This is a genomic window from Streptosporangium sp. LJ11, assembly GCF_051918945.1.
Classification (GTDB): domain Bacteria; phylum Actinomycetota; class Actinomycetes; order Streptosporangiales; family Streptosporangiaceae; genus Streptosporangium.
Genome location: NZ_JBPXMB010000016.1, coordinates 50,239 through 66,653 on the forward strand (window position 1 = coordinate 50,239; position 16,415 = coordinate 66,653).

Annotated in this window: 12 protein-coding genes; 2 read left to right on the forward strand and 10 right to left on the reverse strand. The window is 72.1% G+C overall.

Annotation, left to right across the window (positions count from 1 at the left end; translation table 11 throughout):
* Positions 1–116: 116 nt before the first annotated feature.
* From ACTOQ3_RS23515 to ACTOQ3_RS23560, 10 genes are all read right to left on the reverse strand, one after another.
* A complete protein-coding gene (locus ACTOQ3_RS23515) occupies positions 117–3,284 on the reverse strand; it encodes an ATP-dependent helicase (RefSeq protein WP_440085497.1) in 3,168 nt (1,055 codons plus the stop codon).
* Between the two features lie 475 nt (positions 3,285–3,759).
* Entirely contained in the window at positions 3,760–6,660 is a 2,901-nt protein-coding gene (locus tag ACTOQ3_RS23520; protein ID WP_440085498.1) for a CDP-glycerol glycerophosphotransferase family protein, read from the reverse strand.
* Positions 6,661–6,843: 183 nt separating this feature from the next.
* Positions 6,844–7,152 (reverse strand): MGMT family protein, encoded by a 309-nt coding sequence (locus ACTOQ3_RS23525; protein WP_440085499.1) that lies wholly within the window; start codon positions 7,150–7,152, stop codon positions 6,844–6,846.
* Positions 7,140–7,490, reverse strand: coding sequence for a hypothetical protein (locus tag ACTOQ3_RS23530; protein ID WP_350947866.1), 351 nt, complete (start codon positions 7,488–7,490; stop codon positions 7,140–7,142). Before ACTOQ3_RS23530 ends, ACTOQ3_RS23525 begins: the two co-directional genes overlap by 13 nt.
* Before the next feature lie 129 nt (positions 7,491–7,619).
* Positions 7,620–8,774 (reverse strand): S8 family serine peptidase, encoded by a 1,155-nt coding sequence (locus tag ACTOQ3_RS23535; RefSeq protein ID WP_440085500.1) that lies wholly within the window; start codon positions 8,772–8,774, stop codon positions 7,620–7,622.
* 218 nt (positions 8,775–8,992) lie between these two features.
* On the reverse strand, positions 8,993–9,961 hold the full coding sequence (locus tag ACTOQ3_RS23540) for a hypothetical protein (RefSeq protein ID WP_440085501.1): 969 nt from the start codon (positions 9,959–9,961) through the stop codon (positions 8,993–8,995).
* 110 nt (positions 9,962–10,071) lie between these two features.
* On the reverse strand, positions 10,072–11,436 hold the full coding sequence (locus tag ACTOQ3_RS23545) for a S8 family serine peptidase (RefSeq protein ID WP_440085502.1): 1,365 nt from the start codon (positions 11,434–11,436) through the stop codon (positions 10,072–10,074).
* Positions 11,430–12,116, reverse strand: coding sequence for a hypothetical protein (locus ACTOQ3_RS23550; RefSeq protein WP_440085503.1), 687 nt, complete (start codon positions 12,114–12,116; stop codon positions 11,430–11,432). Before ACTOQ3_RS23550 ends, ACTOQ3_RS23545 begins: the two co-directional genes overlap by 7 nt.
* 264 nt (positions 12,117–12,380) lie before the next feature.
* Complete coding sequence (gene moeZ / locus ACTOQ3_RS23555; RefSeq protein ID WP_440085504.1) at positions 12,381–13,562, reverse strand: adenylyltransferase/sulfurtransferase MoeZ; 1,182 nt, start codon at positions 13,560–13,562, stop codon at positions 12,381–12,383.
* 77 nt (positions 13,563–13,639) lie between these two features.
* Complete coding sequence (locus tag ACTOQ3_RS23560; RefSeq protein ID WP_440085505.1) at positions 13,640–14,548, reverse strand: alpha/beta fold hydrolase; 909 nt, start codon at positions 14,546–14,548, stop codon at positions 13,640–13,642.
* 441 nt (positions 14,549–14,989) lie between these two features.
* Here ACTOQ3_RS23560 and ACTOQ3_RS23565 point away from each other — a divergent pair, with 441 nt between their 5' ends.
* Positions 14,990–15,316 (forward strand): hypothetical protein, encoded by a 327-nt coding sequence (locus ACTOQ3_RS23565; protein WP_440085506.1) that lies wholly within the window; start codon positions 14,990–14,992, stop codon positions 15,314–15,316.
* Between the two features lie 666 nt (positions 15,317–15,982).
* A complete protein-coding gene (locus ACTOQ3_RS23570; protein ID WP_440085507.1) occupies positions 15,983–16,303 on the forward strand; it encodes a hypothetical protein in 321 nt (106 codons plus the stop codon).
* Positions 16,304–16,415: the final 112 nt, after the last annotated feature.

Sequence of the window (16,415 nt, forward strand, 5' to 3'; positions counted from 1 at the left end):
GGGCCGCGCGACGCGAGCCCGATCCTCCCGTACGCGTGACACGGCCGGGCGCGGGCGGCGGGCCTCCCGCACGCGTGACGCGGTTCAGCACGGGGCGTCCCCCGGGGTCGTGCGGCTCAGCACACCTGATCTCCGTTCTTGCTGACCGGGCAGCTCGACCGCACGGCGCAGGTGCGGCAGCCGTCGTTCACCTTGGCCTGGAAGAACGGCCCCGACATGCCGACGGCGACGGTGTCGACCATGTCGCGGGCCCAGCCGGGGTCGGGATCGTCCGCCAGGGGAGGCTGGATCTGCTCCTTGGCGGCCTTCTTGCCCGCCGCGTCGCCCACCTGGACCAGGGCCGCGCCGCCGGGCTCGGTCATGCCGTGCCGCTGGAAGGCGCCCAGCAGCGCGGCGAGCTGGTAGACGCCGAGCTGGGGGTGGCGTTCGAGATCGGCGTCCTTGGGGCCGTTCTTTCCCGTCTTGATGTCGATGATCACGGCCCGGCCCTCGCCGTCGCGCTCGACCCGGTCGACCCGGCCCTTGATCTGCACGCCCTCGGAGACCATGGCCGTGAACGCCTCCTCCAGGCCGACCAGCTCCCGGGGGTTCTCCTCGTGCCAGCGAACGAACTTGGAGATCATCTCCTCGGCGACCCTGCGCTGCTTGCGGTTGTACCAGACGCCGCCGAAGTCGAGCTCGTGCCAGACGTCGTCCAGGCGCTTCCCGAGGGTCTCCTCGGTGGGCATGCCCGTCGCGGCGAGGACGGCGAGCGCGTGCACCACCGTGCCCAGGCCGCGGGCCACGTCGGTGCCGCCCGCGCCCACGGAGGTCTCCAGCAGCCAGCGCAGGCCGCACTTGCTGAAGCTCTCCACCGCCGAGGGCGAGACGCGCACGATGTCGTCGGGCCAGCTGAGCGGGCGGTCGTCGGAGATGGGGGTGAGGGCGTACCACTCGTTGGGGTGGGCGCCGGGCACCCCGGAGGCCGCGAGCCTGGCCAGGTGCTCGGCCGCGGACCTGCGCAGCGGCTCGGGCCTGGTGGAGTCGGCGACCGCCGAGCGCAGGTCGGCCACGAGCGCGGACATGCTGAGCCAGCGGGACCGCTCGTCGACGCCCGCGTCCTCGGCAGAGCCGGGGACCAGCTCGGTGAGGAAGCGGGAGGGCCGCTCCTCGGTGTCGTCGCCGCCCACGGCGGTGACGATGAGCCTCTTCCTGGCCCTGGTGGCGGCCACGTAGAACAGGCGGCGCTCCTCGGCCAGCAGCTGCGAGGCGAGGGCGGCGGAGACGGCCGCCGGGTTCTCGTGCTCGGAGCCCTCGGCCCTGGCGACCATGTCGTCGGTGCTCAGGATGGACCCGCGCAGCCGCAGGTCCGGCCAGGCACCCTCCTGGACCCCCGCGACGATCACCACGTCCCACTCCAGGCCCTTGGAGCGGTGCGCGGTGAGGATGCGGACCGTGTCCCCGTCGGGGGCGCGGTCGGCGAGGGAGTCGCCGGGGATCTCCTGGGCGACCAGGTCCTCGACGAACACGTCCACCCCGGCGTGCGGGAGCCGGTCGACGAACCTGGCCGTGTGGTCGAACAGCGCCACGACGGCGTCGAGGTCGCGGTCGGCCATGGTGCCCCTGACGCCGCCCCTGAGGCTGATGTCGGTCCACTTCCTGGCCAGGCCGGTGGCCTGCCAGACGGCCCACAGCACGTCCTCGGCGGTGCCGCCCTGCCGTACGGCCTCGGTGGCGGCGGAGATGAGGCCGGCGAGCCGTTCGGCGGGCAGCGCCACGTGCGGCTCCACCCTCACCAGCTCCCGCGCGTCCTTCAGCGCCGCGACCATCAGCTCGCCCGAGGAACGCGGGCCGGGGGTCTCGCGCTCGGCGGCGGCGCGTTCCACCATCTCGTCCACGTCGTGCTCGTCGGGGTTGGCCAGCGCCTCGTGCTCGGCGATCCGCAGGGCGCGGCGCAACCGGCGCACCCCGATCATGTCGGTGCCGCCGAGCGCCCCGGTCAGCAGCTCCTCCGCGACCCCCTCGTCGAGGGTCTCCGGGTGCAGCGCCACCTGGATGAGCCTGATCAGCGGCCGTACGCCCGGCTCCTGGAACAGCGGCACCTCGCCGCCGCCGACCACGACCGGCACCCCGGCGGTGACCAGGGCGCGGCGCAGCAGCGGCACCTGGCGCGTCGCCGACCGCACCAGCACGGCCATCCGCGACCAGGGGACGCCGTCCAGCAGGTGCGCCCTGCGGAGCGTGTCGGCCACGATCGCCGCCTCCTGGGTGGCGCCGTCGGCCACCAGCACCCGTACGTCGCCGGGCTCGGCGTCCGGCAGGGCTCGCAGGTCGCGGTGGGCGGCGCCGCCGGGGGTGGCGGGCAGGCGGGCGGTGACCCGGCGGGTGGCCCGCAGCAGGTCCCGGCCGCTGCGGCGGCAGACGCGCAGCGCGACGACGGGGGCCTTCGCGCCGTCGGCGGCGCGGAAGCGGTCGGGGAAGTTCATGATCCCGCGGACGTCGGCGCCGCGGAAACCGTAGATCGACTGGTCGGGGTCGCCGACCGCGATCAGGTCGCGGCCCTCCCCGGCCAGCTGCTGGAGCAGGAACTCCTGCGCCGGGTCGGTGTCCTGGTACTCGTCGACGAAGACGGCGTCGTACGCCGACCGCTCGCGGGTCCGCACCTCGGGGTCGGAGAGCAGGGCCCCCGCCGCGCGGATCAGCTCCGCGTAGTCGAGGACCGGTTCGAGGTCGAGGTCGAACCTGGCCTGGTAGCGGTCGGCGAACCCTCCGGCCGCCACCCAGTCGGCGCGGCCGTGGCGGCGGCCCAGCTCTCTCAGCTCGGGCCCGTCGAGGCCGCGCTCGGCGGCGCGGGCCAGGAAGTCGCGGAGCTCCTGGGCGAAGCCACGCGTCTTGAGCGCCTCGTGCATGTCGTCGGGCCAGTGCGTGGCGCCGTCCTCCAGCTCGCCGTGGAGCAGACGGCGGATCTCCAGAAGCTGCTCGGGACCGGTCAGCAGCCGCGGCGGCAGCCCTCCGGCGAGCACGGCCTCGCGGCGCAGCAGCGCGTAGGCGTAGCTGTGGAAGGTGAGGGCGAGGGGGGTGCGGGTGGTGCGGCGCATCCGGGCGGTGATGCGCTCGCGCAGCTCCTCGGCGGCCTTGCGGCTGAAGGTGAGGACGAGCACCCGTTCGGGGTCGACGCCCCGGCGCTCGATCCTGTCGACGACGGTCTCGACGATCGTGGTGGTCTTGCCGGTGCCGGGCCCCGCGAGCACGAGGAGCGGGCCGCTCTCATGGGCCACCACCGCCCGCTGGTGCTCGTCGAGCACAGGGGCAACAGCCCTCCCCGCGCCCTCACGACGTATCAGCCGCCAGTCCTGACCACTCACAACTCGCCATTCCACCAGATCCCGGACGATGATCGTGCCGAGTCGGCGGGTACGGCATGGCGGATTCTCCGCCGAACACGGCGGGCGGCGGGCGGTTTCCGGAGGATCCGCCGGCCCGAACACCGCGCGGACCTGGGCGGAAACCCCCGAGGAGGGAGGTCAGGGCGGGTTCACGGGTGGGACGGGCGTCGTGCGGGCCGCTCGCGGAACCACCGGAAACCGGTCAGGGATCACGGGGCATCCGGGAACGGGCCGGGAACCGGTCAGGGACCGCGAGACGACCGGGATCGAGCCGGGATCGAGCGGGAACGAGCCGGGAACGCCCTCGCGGAGCGAGCCCGGAGACGGTTCCGGGGGCCGTTTCCGGGAAACGGCCCCCGAGGCCGGTCGGATCACCCGGACCGGCGCGGGACGATCAGGTCGGGAAGACGTGGTCGACGAGCCTCGCCGTCGCCTTACCGTCGTCGCGGGGCGCGTAGGTGCGCTGGAAGAGGTCGTACTTCTCGGCGTGGGCGGCGACCACCTCGTCGATCGACCGCAGGGCCGTGATGACCTCCGCCCCGGTGGACAGCAGCGGGCCGGGGGCCTCGGCGGCCAGGTCGAGGTAGACGCCCCGCTTGGACGAGTAGCGCTGCAGGTCGTAGGTGAAGAAGAGCATCGGCCTGCCGGTCGCCGCGAAGTCGAACATGACCGACGAGTAGTCCGTGATCAGCACGTCCGCGATCAACAGCAGATCCGTGATATCCGGATATGTCGTGACGTCGCGCCCGAGGCCGGCGCGCACGTTCGGCGCCGCCTGCATCGAGTGACCCCGGATCAGGAACTCGTGGCCCGGACCGAGCACCCGGTGCGCCTCGGCCAGGTCCAGGCGGATCGAGGCGTTCTTGCGGTCGTAGTCGCGGTAGGTCGGCGCGTAGAGAACCACCCTGGCGCCCTCGGCGATGCCGAGCCGCGCGCGCACCGCCGCGGCCAGCTCGTCACGGTCGGGGGCGACGAGCACGTCGTTGCGCGGGTAGCCGCTCTCCAGGACCTCGCCCTGGTAGCCGAACGCCTTGCGAAGGACACGGGTCGCCCAGGGGCTCTGGGAGACCAGCAGGTCCCAGCCGCGCACCTCGACGGCCTGCCGGTGCCAGGCGGGCGGCTTGGGATCGCGGGACATGTGCGGCAGGTCGTTGCCCAGGCGCTTGACCGGGGTGCCGTGCCAGGTCTGCACGACGACCTGGTCCTCGCGGGACCGGAACCACGGCGGCAGGAAGCCGTTGGTCACCACGTAGCGCGAGCGGGCCAGCGCCGCGTAGTGCTCGCGGCTGCCCGCGCGCACCACGGTCGGGCCGGCGCCCGTGCCGAAGCCGAGCTCCCGCGGGCCAGGAGGCACGAACGCGCCGTCCTTGACCACCCAGATGTGCTCACCGGCGTCACCGCGCCGCACGCGCTCCTCGTAGACGGCGCGGACGCTGCCCTCGTACTGCCGCCCGTCGTAGGCGGCGTAGACGGTCGCGTCGTTCAGCTCGCGGGTCCGCTCGGCGGGGTAGAAGTGCCGGCGCAGGGCGTACAGGCCGCCGGCGCCCTTCTCGTCGTCGGGAAGATGCTCGGCGACGGACAGCACCGGGATGTCGAAACGGGTGGAGATCAGGCGGTACTCGCGGCCGTCGAGGATCTTCGTGTCCTCGTCCAGCCCGTCGAGGATGGCGTGGTCGACGCGGAACGGGACGACCTGCCCGGCCGCGTCGCGGACCGCCATGCTCCAGGTGCCGCTGCTCAGCGGGGCCGTGTCGCCGAAGCGGGGCATCGCGGCGGGCGCGAGCCGGACCGTGAAGCGGGAGTCCTCGCGCTCCAGGGGGACGGCCTGGATCAGCCCGCTGCGGTGCTTGAGGGTCAGCGCGGCCTCGCCGGAGCCCGGGTAGGAGCCCTCCAGGGTGAGCACGCCCCGCTCGTCCCAGGTCGCCGCGGTGATGACCGGGCGGATCCGGTGGGCGGAGACGCTCACGCGGTCGCGCCGGTCGCGCAGCACGGTGATCTCGCGGTCGCCGACGACCGTACGGCTCTCCTGAGCCTTCCCGATCATGACGGAGGCCGCGGGGTCGCCCTTGGGCTCGATCCAGAGCCGGCCGCCGTCGCGCTCCTGCAGCAGGGACGCCGTCGCGAGCGGCACGACGACGGTGGTGCCGCCCTCGACGGGGGTGAAGTCGGCGGCGATCCGGTGGCCGTCCAGGCGGGCCTGTCCCCTGGTCACGCCCTTGCCCGGCAGGAAGACCTCGACCTCCAGGCGCTCGCCGGCCAGCCGTACGCCGGCCAGCTCGGCCCGGGTGGGCTGCAGCACGATCTGGAGGGCGCGGTCGGAGGTCCAGACGGGACGGATCCACCAGCCCTTGCCGAGGTCCAGCCCCGCCGGGCGCTCGGTGCGGCCGATGGAGGGGCCGCGCAGGAGGCCGCCGGCGCGGGCGCCCCGGCTCCAGATCACGATCTCGGTACGCCAGGTGGTGGTGTCCTGCACGGTCGCGCGGCGGCGCAGCAGCCGCTTGCCCCCGCGCACCACGGCCCGTACGGCCGAACGCCAGCGCAGCGGCCACGGGCTCATCTCGGCGGTGAAGCCGGACCAGTCGTAGTTGCAGCCCGCCTCCTCCGCGCCGTGGGTCGCCTCGGGGTGGAAGACCCTGCGGGTGCGGAGCCGCACCGGCGGCAGCCAGCGCGGGCCGCGCAGCACCACGCTCGCCCGGTTGAAGCGGCGGCTTCGCACGGACAGTCCGGCCAGGTAGGCGTGGCCGCTGATGTGCAGCCGCCCGCCCGACCAGGAGATGTCCTCGATCTGGGTCATCGGGATGAGGTCGGCCGCCCGCAGCCGGTACAGGGCCTCGGGCAGCTCGTCCTGGAGCGGCAGGTCCGCGTACCAGCGGAGGCTCTTGCGGACCCGCTTGGACGGCTCCGCGGCGGCGGTCACGAGCTTCTGCAGCGCGTCGCCGTCGGCGAGGTCGTCGATCCCCCGATGCTCGATCAGGTGGAAGGCGATCCTGCGGGCGACCGGCAGGTCGCGCTTGACCTTCGCGTCGACGCCGGTCACGTACGGCTTCACAAGCGTGACGAACTCGCGGCGCCTGGCGGCACCCCGCTTGGCCGCGATCTCCAGCCGGGACCCCAGGGGACCGGCCAGCGCGTCGGCGTCGAAGCGGCGGCGCTCAGCCGGTTTCAGCCCGTCGGCCAGCACCGCCGCCATGATCGAGTCGAGGGGTTCTCCCCGGTCGCAGAGATCCTGGACAGCCCGCAGACGATCAGCGACGGGGTCGCCACTGGATCGTGCGGGAGTGGCACCGGTGGCCATGGGGGAAGCACCGCCTTTCGGACAGAGCGCTGTCCTAGGCCATGGTAGTGCGCCACGGCAGGGCCGGTTACGCCGTGATTTACGGGCTTGCAGGATTTACAGGCATTTGTGATCTAGCGGGTTTCCCCCGCCCTCCCGCCCGCGCGGTCCACGGTTCCCACCCCACCTGGCCGCGCGCTCGATCTACGGCTTCCCGTCCCACCTGGCCGCCCGCATGTCGGCGCGGGCGCCCCTGAGCGGGGTCCGCTCCTCGCGCCAGCTCGCCAGGCACCGCTGCTCGTGGCCGGGCGGCGGGGTGCCGTCGGCGTGCACGACACGCCACCAGGGCACGCCCCCGCCCCAGGTGGACATCACCCTGCCGACCTGGCGCGGGCCCCCCTCGCCGAGATACTCGGCGATGTCGCCGTAGGACATCACCATTCCGGGCGGGATGCGCTCGACCAGGTCGAGCACCCGCTCGGCGTACGGGGTGGGATGGCCTACTGGCTCCATACGGTCGGTCCGGCGGAGAGGATCTCGTCGAGCTTGCCGAACTCGTAGGCCGCCGAGCCGTTCAGCTGCTCGACCAGGCCGCCGCGGATCGCGTAGGACTCGCCGTCCTCGCCCACCAGCCGCGCTCCCAGCAGGGCGGACACGCGCGCCAGCTGGGCCACCTGCCAGTCGGATCCGGGAGTGCCGGAAAGGCGGCCGTCCCATACCGCGATGGCATGGACCGCGCCGTTGTGGCGGGCCAGGATCTCCCCCGACTCCTGCGAGCCCCTGAACTCGAACCCCGCCTGCCCCAGCACAGTCGCGAGTTCCGCGAAGGCGAGAGGCGCAGGGCGCTCCACGCGCAACTCGTACCCCATAACGCGCGAGACTAGCGAACGTTCCCGGTTTTCCGGGGGGTGAATCCAGACATCCGGGCTACCGCATCCGAACGGTGTCCAAAACGCGTTCGAATCGCAGTCGAATTACGGTTACCTTCGCGATCTACCGCGCCGGACCGGCTCGAAGGCCGCCATCGCCGGCCCGTCCCTGCCGGAGTGCCGGTTGAGCATCGCCACGGCTCCCGCGAACGCCAGCAGGCCGCCCGCGAGGCCCACGCCGTACAGCCAGAGGCGCGCGGGCTCGGGGCCCGGCCTGCTGGGTTCGGTGGGCAGGGTCCCGTCACCGAAGCGCCTGCCGTCGGGCACCGGGACCTCCGCCGCGCCGGCCACCAGCCGGCCCGCCTTGGCCAGCGCCGCCGCGGCGTCGACGACGCCGAACCCGATGTGGTCGTCGTAGCCGGTGGCGGGACCCGCCGTCGCCGTGGAGGTGAGAGCCTGCGACACCATTTGCGGCGATATATCCGGGTATTTTGCTTTTATGAGGGCGGCGACCCCGGCGACCAGCGCGGTCGCCGAGCTGGTCCCCTCCGAGGATCCGTACTTCCCGCCGGGAACGACCACCGGCACGTCGACGCCGGGCGCCGAGACCAGGACCGACAGGTTGTCGCTGCTGAACGTCGCCGGCCTGCCCAGGTCGTCCACCGCGCCCACCCCGATGACCCCGGAGTATCCGGCGGGGAAGTTCCAGAAGGAGGTGGCGTTGTCCATGGCGTACTGGGAGTCCCCGTCGTTGCCCACGGCGGCGACGAGCACCACCCCCCGGGACAGCGCGTAGGAGACCGCCTCCCGCTCGCTCCGGTGCGGCCCGTAGGCGCCCAGCGACATGCTGACGACCTTGGCCCCGTGGTCGGCGGCGTAACGGATCGCGCGGGCCAGAGGGCTGTCGTTGCGCGAGCGCAGGTCCTCCTCGGGCAGGGCGGACCCGTCCTCGGGCCGCTCCTCGACGATCAGCGGCAGCGAGAGGATCCTGGCCTCGGGCGCGACGCCGAGAAGGCCCTCCTCCCCCTTGCCCGCCCCGGCGATGAGCGAGGCCATCGCGGTGCCGTGCCGCCCGGCGTCCGGGGTGTCCCTGTCGAACCTGATCGACCCCATGTCGGGACCGGAGATCACCCGCCCTCGCAGCTCGGCGACCTGGTCGTCCACCCCGCTGTCGACCAGTGCCACGATGACGCCCGACCCCTTGGTGACCTTCCAGGCCTCCTCGGCGTTGAGCATCTCCAGCACCCAGCGCTGGTCCTCGCGCACGTCCGCGGCGCCCTCGGCAGGCGCGGGCTCAGGCGGTGCCGACTCCGACCCAGGCCCTGACGACTCAGGTCGTGCCGACTCCGACGGCGCGGCCGGCTCCGGTGGCGCGGTCGACACGGGCCCGGCCAACGCCGAGGTGGCCGTCGCCGGGGCGGCGACCGGGACCGGACCCGCCACCGAGAACGCGACCAGCACTCCCGCCGCCCAGAACCGCCGCCTCAGCACACGTTCCCCTGGGTGCACTGGGGCACGGCGCTGGGCTCGTCGCCGAGGGCGCGGGCGATGCGTCCCGCGACCGCCTGGGCCGCGGGCCACAGCTCGCTGTGCAGGATCTCCTCGGGGGAGACCGCCTGCCGGGTGCGGCCGTCGGTGTAGCCGGCGGTGGAGAAGACGATGTAGGGACCGACGCCCACCCAGGCGTTGCGCTGGCGTTGCGCGGCCCCGAACAGCTCGGTCGCCGTGCCGGGGAAGGCCACGGGGCGCACCCCCACCCGATCGTCCACGGCGAGCTGCGCGGAGGCGGCGATCCGCCGCTCCTCGTCGGCGAGCACGGCGATGCCCACGGTGAAGGCGAAGGAGGACGTCTGGTCGACGTAGGTGGCCCGCAGCAGGGTGCGGCAGCCGTACTCCGAGAGCACCGAGCCCACCGGCGCGTCCGTTCCCGCCGCGCAGGCCACCTCGGGGGCGAGGCCGACCCTGCGGGCGTACTGCTGGACCCTGCCGAGGCCGATGTACTGCAGCTCGACGGGAAAGACCAGGTCGGCGCTCCAGGTGTGCCAGCGCCTGGCGATGTCGTCCTGGATGTAGCGGGCCTGCTCGGCGGCGGTCAGCGGGCGCGAGCTCGTCTCGCGCACCAGGCCGACCGTACCGGTCAGCACGTTGGTGGCGGCGATGGCGAGGATCGTGCCCATCAGGATCAGGAAGATCGTACGAAAGCGGATGCCCTGTTCCAGGGTCGCCAGCTCGGTCCGCTTGACCGCCGCGCGGTCGCGCCCCGCCGCCGGCCAGGCCCGCACGCGGGCCCGCCTGGCCGCGGAGCCCGGCGCGGGCGCCCGCCGGATCCGGCCACCACCGGACCCGCCGATGCCGCCCACCCGGGAGCCTGACGGCGGCCAGCCGCCGCGGGCGCGGGGGGCGGGGGTTCCCAGAGGCCGCTCCGGCTCCTGGGACCGCCCTTGCTGCGACATACTCCGATGCTACGTCGAAGGACCTCTCCGCCCTATCGGCGGCGGGTATTTTCGCGGCACTCTCCGTGGCAGCACCAGGCCTCGGGAGTTCGCCCGGCACCGCCGGGAGCTCACGGCCAGGGGGCCGCGACCCGGTCGGGCCCGGGTTCGTCGAAGGCCTCCGGCGGGCGGGTACGGCCGACGAACACGGCGAGCGCGATCAGGGAGACGACCGCGCCGAACCCGGCGGCCACGGCCACGCCGCCGTACAGGGTGATCCGGTCCCGGTCGCGGTGGACGACCCGCACCGGCTCGACCGCCACGCCCAGCGGGCGGGCGGGGTCGTGTCCCCCGGCCCCCTCGGCGGTGAGGGTGTGCCGGGAGATCCTGGCGGCGGCGGCGAGGGCCCGGGTCGCGTTGACGACGCCGAAGCCCGTACCGGTGTCGTAGCCGCCCGTGGGCCGCCGGGTGGCTCCCTCGGTGATCGCCTGCACGACCAGCACGGGCGACATTTTTGGATATTTGGCCTTAATGAGGGCGACAACCCCCGACACCAGGGCGGTCGCCTGGGAAGTGCCCCGGCCGACCCAGTACTCGTCCCCCGGACCGGCGCCGAGGATGTCCACCCCCGGCGCGGCCACCAGGACCGAGGGGTTCCGGTTGGAGAACGAGGCCCGGCGCAGCCCGCGGTCCGTCGCGGCGACCGAGACCACTCCCGGGAAGGCCGCCGGGTAGGAGTAGGGGGCATGGCCGCTGGCGTCCGGCTTCCCGGCGCCCTCGTTGCCCGCCGCCGCGACGAGCACGACCCCCTTGGAGATCGCGTAGCGGATCGCCGACCGCTCCTCCCTGGTCGCCAGCTCCTTGGAGATCGACATGTTGATCACGTCGGCGCCGCGGTCCACCGCGTGCTTGATGCCCCTGGCCACCACGTTCTCGTAGCGCTCGGCGGTGTTGAACTCCCGGAAACCCGGCTCCTCGTCCTCCAGGATGACCCGTACCGACAGCACCCTCGCGCGGGGCGCGACGCCGATCACCCCGTCGGCCCCGCCCGGCCCGTGGCCGTGCCCGGCGATCAGCGACGCCATGTACGTGCCGTGCAGCCTCAGGGGGCTCACCCCCGGCGGGTTGGCCCCGGCCGTGAAGTCCTTGCCCTCGGTCACCGAACCGGCCAGGTCACGGTGGTCGCGGTCCACGCCGGAGTCGAGCACGGCCACGGTCACGCCCTCGCCCTCGGAGATCCGCCAGGCGGCGGGCAGGTCGAGGGTCCGCAGCACCTCCCGCTGGCTGTCCCTGACGTCGTCGGCCCGCGCGGCCGGAACCGGGGCCAGGATCACCGGCACCACCACCGCCGCCAGCACCACCGGCACCGTCCGCCTCGCGACGTTCCACAGCGCCCCCAGCGCCCCCAGTGCCCCCGGCACCCGGCCCCCCGGCCTCGCCCCCGGCCTCGCGGGCGGTCCGGCGGTGGCGGGGAGACGCCTCGGCGTGTTCAGCATCGCCACTCCGTGGAGACGCAGTCGGGGCGGGCGGGCATGGACAGATCGGCGAGGATGCGGTCGGCGATGTCCCCGGTGAACGCGAACAGGGTCGGCCGCTGCTCGCCGACCGCCCTGGCGGGCCGGCCGTCGGTCTGGCCGACCGTGGCCATCACCACGTACGGGCCCGCCCGCCGGGCGAGGCCCGCCTGGCGTCCCGCGGAGACGAACCGGTCGGTCACGGTGCCGCGGAAGGCCAGCGCCCTCAGGCCGGGCGAGGGACGGCCGCCCCTGGGCAGCGCCGCTTCGGCCCTGGTGGCGCCGGACTCGTCCGCGAAGGCCGCGACGCCGACGGTGACCACGATCCCCTGGAGCGCGTCGATGTAGGTGGCCCGCAGAATGCCCAGGCAGCCCGCCCGCCGCAGCGCCTTGCGCAACCTGGCGTCGACCGCGCCGTCACAGCGGGTCTCCGGCGAGATGCCCACCCGGCGGGCCTTCTCCTCACCGCCCTGCTCCGCGGCGTAGGGGACGGTCTCGGGGAAGACGCGCCCGGCGGGCCAGGCCTGCCATCGCCTGGCCACCTCGTCGAGGGCGGCCCGGTCGAGCTCCGCCTGGGTCGGCCCCCGGGTGAGTTCCGTCGCCGCGGCGCTGCTCGCCACCCCGGCCACGATCGCGCAGAGCAGCGTCAGTGCAGAAGCCACGACCAGCGTCGGCCATGAACGCCGCCGCTGACGTGGGACTTCATTCACGCACCCGACCTTAATGCGGTGTGGCGGGTGTCATCCGCCGTTCCGTCCAGATCCGTCAGCGTGGAGAGGACTTGGTGACCTCGGCGGAACCCCGGCGGAACCCTGAACGGCGGGCGCCCCGCGGAGCGGGTGCTCCACGGGGCGCGGGTCGCGGGACGCGAGGCCTTTCAGGTCGTGCGGGCCCGGGGCCTTCGGACGGAGCCTTCAGACAGGGCCTTAGTAGGTGGGCAGGCTCGGGTCGACCGTCTTGATCCAGCTGAGCACGCCGCCGCCCACGTGGACGGCGTCGGAGAAACCGGCGCTCTTGACGACCGCGAGGACCTCGGCGGAGCGGGCGCCGGACTTGCAGTGCAGGACGATCTTCTTGTCCTGCGGCAGCCTCTCCAGCGCGGAGCCGTTGAGGAACTCGCCCTTGGGGATGAGCACGGCGCCGGGGATGGACACGATCTCGTACTCGTTCGGCTCGCGAACGTCGATCACGTAGATGCTCTCGCCCCTGTCCTGCCAGGACTTGAGCTCGGCGGCGGTGATCGTGGAGCCGGAGGCGGCCTCCTGGGCCTCCTCGGAGACCGCGCCGCAGAACGCCTCGTAGTCGTCGAGCAGCTGGGTGACCGTCGGGTTCTTGCCGCAGAGCACGCACTCGGGGTCCCTGCGGACCTTGACCGAGCGGTAGTTCATCTCCAGGGCGTCGTAGATCATCAGACGGCCGACCAGCGGCTCGCCGATGCCCGCGAGGAGCTTGATGGCCTCGTTGACCTGGATGGAGCCGATCGACGCGCACAGCACGCCGAGCACGCCGCCCTCGGCGCACGAGGGGACCATGCCGGGCGGCGGGGGCTCGGGGTAGAGGCAGCGGTAGCAGGGGCCGTGCTCGGCCCAGAAGACGCTGGCCTGGCCGTCGAAGCGGTAGATCGAGCCCCAGACGTACGGCTTGCCGAGGAGGACCGCCGCGTCGTTGACCATGTAGCGGGTGGCGAAGTTGTCGGTGCCGTCCACGATCAGGTCGTAGGCGGCGAAGATCTCCATCACGTTGTCGGTGGTGAGAGCCTCGTTGTGGACGACCACGTTGACGAGCGGGTTGATCTCCCTGACGCTGTCGGCGGCGCTCTCCGCCTTGGGTCGTCCGACGTCGGACTGGCCGTGGATGACCTGCCGCTGGAGGTTGGACTCGTCGACCACGTCGAAGTCGATGACGCCGAGCGTGCCCACTCCCGCGGCGGCGAGATAGAGCAGCGCGGGGGAACCCAGGCCTCCGGCGCCCACACAGAGCACCTTGGCGTTCTTCAGGCGCTTCTGCCCGGCCATGCCGACGTCAGGGATGATCAGGTGGCGCGAGTAACGACGCACCTCGTCGACGGTCAGTTCGGCTGCCGGCTCTACCAGCGGTGGCAACGACACAGTTCTGCTCCCGTTTCAGGGGTCCTTGATGCGGCTGGCGCAGCACGCTCCCCTCACAACCTAACCCGGTGCCCCCGTCATTCCCCAACCGGCGCGAGGACCGTCTCGGCGATCAGGAGCCCGGCCTCGCGGGCCACCCGCTCGGGGAACTCCATCTGGGCCACGTGCCCGGCGTCGGGCAGCAGCATCAGCCGCACGCGCGGGAACGTCCGGACGGCGCGGGCGGCCATCCGGGGGTTGACGAGGCGGTCGTGGCGGCCGTGGATGACCAGCGTGGGCGCGGTCACCATGGCCGCCTGCCGCCACAGGTTCGTCTCCCCGCGCCTGAAGTACTCGGCGACGATGCCGCGGGCCGAGTTGATCATCGCCTCCACCGCGTACGGCAGGCCGTCCCTGCGGCGCAGTTCGTCGGCCGCCTCCCTGAGCCGGTCCGGGTGGATCCGCCCCATGTCGGCGTAACACAGGGCGAGCGTGACGCCGAGCCTGCGCTCGGCGGGCACGAGGGTGAGCCGACTCGCGGCCCACTCGCCGATGCGGGGCACGGTGGACAGCGCCACCCGTGCCGGGCCGTACCGGGGCAGGAGGTCGGGCAGGGCCGGCGAGATCAGGGTCAGCGAGCGGACCAGGTCGGGGCGGGTGGCGGCGACCCGCACCGAGACGGCGCCGCCCAGGGAGTTGCCGAACAGGTGTACGGGGGTGTCGGAGACCCGCTCGATCAGGGCGGTGACGGTCCGGGCGTGGGCGTCGACGGAGTAGTCGCCGCCGGGCGGCTCCGGCGAGTATCCGGCGCCGGGCAGGTCGAGGGCGTGCCCGGACACCACTCCGGACAGCTCGCCCATCAGATCGGTCCAGTTGGTCGCGGAACCCGCGAGACCGTGCACGTAGACGGCGGTCTCGGCGGGCCCTCGCGGCGTCGACCGCACGTGGATCCGCTGGTCGCCGAGGTCGATCATCTCGCCCGGCCAGATGGGGATTGGGCTGTTCACCGCGCCTCCTCCTGTCGTTCCACTGCCTTCCACGATAGTTCGGCTCTCCACACGCCAGGCAACAGCCTCCGGGTCTCACAAAAGACACATAAGCCCATTTTCCCCCGATGTCCTTTATTACACGATTTATCATCATTAACTCGGCGGCACTTCCACCCCGCCCCCACCTGTCGAGCACAACCCCCGGCGGCGGAACCCCGCTCACCCTCGATGAACAAAAGCGACATTGAAGACATTTCACTTCAAAACGACTAATAAGAGTTCAACACGTGCCATAAATAGATAAGAGGTTAGCAAAACCCCTCGATTCCCGTTTCTCGCCAGACATGGGCGGAAATCATGACAAGCAGGGATGGCTCATCACCGGCCATCTCTGGCAATTCCGCCTTATGCGGAAAATGTCGAAAATCGGGATAACCGATCATTTCAAGGGGGAAACGCATGCCCAAGTTCAAGAGTGTCATCGCAGGGCTCGCGATCAGCACTGCGCTGACCGGTGGAGCCGTCGCCATGGGCGCAGCGACCACCGTCACGAGCGCCAGCGCGATGACCACCGCGATCACCACAGCCGCCTACCCGACCTGGGGCGGCGGCTGCGGCTGGCGTCGCGGCTGCGGCCGTTGCTGCGGTGGCCACCGCCACCACCGTCGTAGCCACCACCGCTTCAGGCTGATCATCAACAACCACAACAACAACGACAACTACCTGCGCAATGACAACCGCAGCGACCGTCTTCGGCCCCTGACCTTCGGCGGCGACGACGACTAGTCGCCAGGCCTGGAGTCGCGCGTCCCCGCGGAGGCGCGGCGCCGTCAGAGGACAGGACCACTCACGGCTCGATCCGCGATTTCCGGCGGCTTCGAAACCGTGACAGAGGGACAGGACCCCCGCATTCGCCGCGGCGCCGCCTCTCACCCAGAGAAGCCGGCCAAACAGCGACAGCGGAAACTTGAGGAGAGATCCCCAGGACCCTGACCCTCGCCACAGTGCGAGTTCTCATTTCACGAAGTCACAGGCGAGGCCCCGCGGTTTCCGGACCGCGGGGCCTTCGCGTGCGCCCCGGCTTCCCGCGCACCGCCTTTCCCGCCCCCGCCCGCACTCCGGTCCTCGCCCCCGTCCCGCCCCCGCCGTCTCGGCGCCGGTACGCGAGGGTCACCCCGGCCCACCGGCGGGCGGCGTCTCGCCCCCGCCTCCGTTTCCAAAGAACAAATCCGACATTAAATGCATTTCATTTCAAAACGACCAATAGGCATCCAACATCGACGATAAATAGCTAAGAGGAGTGCAAAAGCCTTCGATGTCCGTTTGTCAGCAGACATGTGAGGAAACTATGACAACCAGGGATGGCTCATCACCGGCTATCTCTGACGTTTTCCGGTTTATAGGGAAAATGTCGAAAACAGGGATAATTAGTCCTTCCAAGGGGGAAACGCAATGCCCAAGTTCAAGAGTGTCCTCGCAGGGCTCGCGATCAGCACGGCACTGGCCGGCGGGGTCGTCACCATGGGCGCGGCGACCACTGTCATGAGCGCCAACGCGATGACCACCACGGTCACCGCCGCAGCCTTCCCGACCTGCGGTGGCCACGGCGGGCGTCGCTGCTGCTGCGGCGGCGGCGGCCACTGCCACCGTCACCACAGCCGCAAGCGCTTCAGGCTGATCATCAACAACCACAACAACAACGACAACGAGCTGTTCAACGACAGCCGCAACGACCGCATCGTTCCGCTTCTCACCGGCGGCGTCCGCGAGTAGTCGCCGGCCCGAGGCCGCAACCCTGATCGGGGCGTGGTCGCAGGACGAGCTCATTCACGGTCGGATCCGCGCTAGTCCGCGGCTTCGAGACCGTGACGGAGGGACAGGATCC

What these genes read in the sequence shown, in the direction of transcription:
- ACTOQ3_RS23540 (WP_440085501.1), bottom strand. Translation starts at nt 9,961, where the DNA reads ATGTCGCAGCAAGGGCGGTCCCAGGAGCCGGAGCGGCCTCTGGGAACC.
- ACTOQ3_RS23565 (WP_440085506.1), top strand. Translation starts at nt 14,990, where the DNA reads ATGCCCAAGTTCAAGAGTGTCATCGCAGGGCTCGCGATCAGCACTGCG.
- ACTOQ3_RS23525 (WP_440085499.1), bottom strand. Translation starts at nt 7,152, where the DNA reads ATGGAGCCAGTAGGCCATCCCACCCCGTACGCCGAGCGGGTGCTCGAC.
- ACTOQ3_RS23570 (WP_440085507.1), top strand. Translation starts at nt 15,983, where the DNA reads ATGCCCAAGTTCAAGAGTGTCCTCGCAGGGCTCGCGATCAGCACGGCA.
- ACTOQ3_RS23520 (WP_440085498.1), bottom strand. Translation starts at nt 6,660, where the DNA reads ATGGCCACCGGTGCCACTCCCGCACGATCCAGTGGCGACCCCGTCGCT.
- ACTOQ3_RS23545 (WP_440085502.1), bottom strand. Translation starts at nt 11,436, where the DNA reads ATGCTGAACACGCCGAGGCGTCTCCCCGCCACCGCCGGACCGCCCGCG.